Source organism: Curtobacterium sp. B8 (genome assembly GCF_000333315.1).
Taxonomy (GTDB): Bacteria; Actinomycetota; Actinomycetes; order Actinomycetales; family Microbacteriaceae; genus Curtobacterium; species Curtobacterium luteum.
Map to the genome: position 1 here is coordinate 1 of NZ_BACW01000316.1, position 2,451 is coordinate 2,451.

Consider the following 2,451-nt stretch of genomic DNA (forward strand, 5'->3'; position numbering starts at 1 on the left):
CCGTTCGGCTCCTACGGGGTCGTGGTGACCGACGACGAGCTCGAGATCCCGCTCGAGGCCCACGGTCTGGCGGTGTCGGGCCGGAACCACGTCGACGGCGAGCACGGCACCGACCGGCTCATCGCGCACGAACTCGCACACCAGTGGTTCGGCAACTCCGTGACGGTCGCGCGCTGGCGTGACATCTGGCTCCACGAGGGCTTCGCCTGCTACGCCGAGTGGCTGTGGTCCGAGCACCGGGGCGGCGACACCGCGGACGTCCTCGCCGAGCGTCACCGCGCGGGCCTGCTCGACCAGCCGCAGGACCTCGTGGTCGGCGACCCCGGCGCCCGCGACATGTTCGACGACCGGGTGTACAAGCGTGGCGCGCTGGCCCTGCACGCGGTCCGGCGCACGTTCGGCGACCGCGCGTTCTTCACCGGTCTCCGGACGATCACCGAGCGACACCGGCACGCCAGCGTCGCCCCGGCGGACGTCCTCGACGCGTTCGCGGGTTCCGCGGGGGCGTCCGTCGACGCCGTCCGTGCCGTCACGGCGCCGTGGATCGACGAACCGGGCGTCCCCGAACTGCCCGCAGCCTGACGGCCGGCGGCGTCGGAGCGACGCGAGCCGAGCGGCCGGCCGGCAGTCTCAGGCGACGTCCGCCGTGTCGTCCGCGGAGACGGTCCGGCCGACGGCGACGTCCTCGCCGACCCGACGCACCTCGCGCCAGACCTCGTCGAGCGAGAGCCCCACGACCGCTGCCACGGCGGCGACCGTCCCGAACGACGGCGTCGCGATGCGTCCGGTCTCGATCTTCCGCAGGGTCTCGGGCGACACCCCGGCCGCGAGGGCGACGTCGAGCATCGAACGATCGGCGCGGGCGGCACGGAGCAGCGCTCCGAGGGCACGACCGCGGGCGAGTTCGACGGGGCTGAGCGGCAGACGGACCATGCACCGATAGTAATACCGGTACGATCATCCCGTGATCGAGATCCTGACCCCGGCAGAGGTCGACCGTGCCCGCCGCACCGGAGCGCTCGTCGGCACGATCCTGCAGACCCTGCGCGACCGCACCCGTGTCGGCACGAACCTGCTCGAGATCGACCGGTGGGCGAAGCAGCTCATCGAGGACGCGGGCGCCGAGTCCTGCTACGTCGACTACGCCCCGTCGTTCGGCCGCGGCCCCTTCGGGCACCACGTCTGCACGGCCGTGAACGACGCCGTCCTCCACGGACGCCCCCACGACCGGGCACTCGCGGACGGCGACCTCCTCACCATCGACCTCGCCGTGTCGCTCGACGGCATCGCGGCAGACGCCGCGATCAGCTTCGTCGTCGGCACCGCGGACCCCGCCGACTCCGCCCTGATCGACGCGACGGAGCGTGCCCTCGCCGCGGGGATCGCCGCCGCCCGGCCCGGTGCCAGGATCGGCGACCTGTCCCACGCGATCGGCACCGTCCTCGAGGGCGCCGGGTACCCGGTCAACGTCGAGTTCGGCGGTCACGGGATCGGATCGACGATGCACCAGGACCCGCACGTGTCGAACACCGGACGGCCCGGACGCGGCTACACCCTGCGCCCGGGACTCCTCCTCGCCCTCGAGCCGTGGGTGATGGCCGACACGGACGTCCTCGTCACCGACCCCGACGGCTGGACCCTCCGCAGTGCCACCGGAGCGCGGACCGCACACACCGAGCACACCATCGCGATCACCGACGACGGCGCCGAGGTGCTCACGCTCCCCAGGTGACCGGCAGTCCCCCTGCCGCGACCGCGACCACGATGTCGGGTCCGGGGCGCGCGAGGACGACCGGCTGCACCCTCCCGTCGAGCGTCGCCCGCCCGCGGTCGACGTCGACGTCGACCGCGCGCGGGTCCACCCGCAGGCCCCGGCCGTCCCGTTTCAGGACGGCTTCCTTCGCCGCCCAGCAGGCCGCGAGCACGCCGACGTCGCCGACCGCACGGTCGAGCTCCGCCGGAGTGAAGGCGTCCAACGACGCAGCGGCCACCCGCGACACGCGCTCGACGTCGACGCCGACGGCGTCGGGCGCGACCGCGAGCGCCGTCAGGGCGATCGTCCGGGACATGCTGACCCCGACCTCCCGGCCGTCCACGGTGGCCCAGGGCCGACCGTGCGCGGTGCTGCCGCAGTGCGCGCAGACGCGCCCCGCGCGCACCGCGGCCACGTCGACACCCGTCGCCGACGCGACGGCGGTGAGCAGGGCCTCCCGGTCGGCCGCGCGGTCCGCGCCCGCCGGACGGATCGTCACGACGACGGACTGGAGGCACGACTCACCCACGCAGGAAGCCTACGTCGGTGGGTGGTGCTGCCCGTGCCGTGTCAGGCGTGCGTGAGCGCGATCAGCGCGACGTTCATCGTGCTGTAGAGGCCCTCGGAGCGCGTCGCCTGGCGGACGCGTCCACGCAGGACCTCGTAGCGGCCGTCGTGCTCACGCACGAAGCCGATCA

The 2,451-nt window shown here is 73.9% G+C and carries 4 protein-coding genes; 2 read left to right on the plus strand and 2 right to left on the minus strand.

What is annotated here, in order from left to right:
- Positions 1–582 (plus strand): M1 family aminopeptidase (locus tag I59_RS07790; RefSeq protein WP_022903380.1); only part of this gene is annotated, 582 nt, incomplete at its 5' end.
- 48 nt (positions 583–630) lie between these two features.
- On the opposite strand, the gene I59_RS07795 is transcribed toward I59_RS07790, so the two are convergent.
- Positions 631–933 carry a helix-turn-helix transcriptional regulator gene (locus I59_RS07795; RefSeq protein WP_022903381.1) on the minus strand — a complete coding sequence of 101 codons (303 nt, stop codon included), beginning with the start codon at positions 931–933 and terminating at the stop codon, positions 631–633.
- A 31-nt stretch (positions 934–964) separates the two neighbouring features.
- On the opposite strand from I59_RS07795, the gene map reads away from it, so the two are divergent.
- Complete coding sequence (gene map / locus I59_RS07800; RefSeq protein ID WP_022903382.1) at positions 965–1,732, plus strand: type I methionyl aminopeptidase; 768 nt, start codon at positions 965–967, stop codon at positions 1,730–1,732.
- Here the strand turns inward: map and I59_RS07805 are convergent.
- A complete protein-coding gene (locus I59_RS07805; protein WP_022903383.1) occupies positions 1,716–2,282 on the minus strand; it encodes a 4'-phosphopantetheinyl transferase superfamily protein in 567 nt (188 codons plus the stop codon). The genes map and I59_RS07805 overlap by 17 nt on opposite strands.
- Positions 2,283–2,451 lie beyond the last annotated feature (169 nt).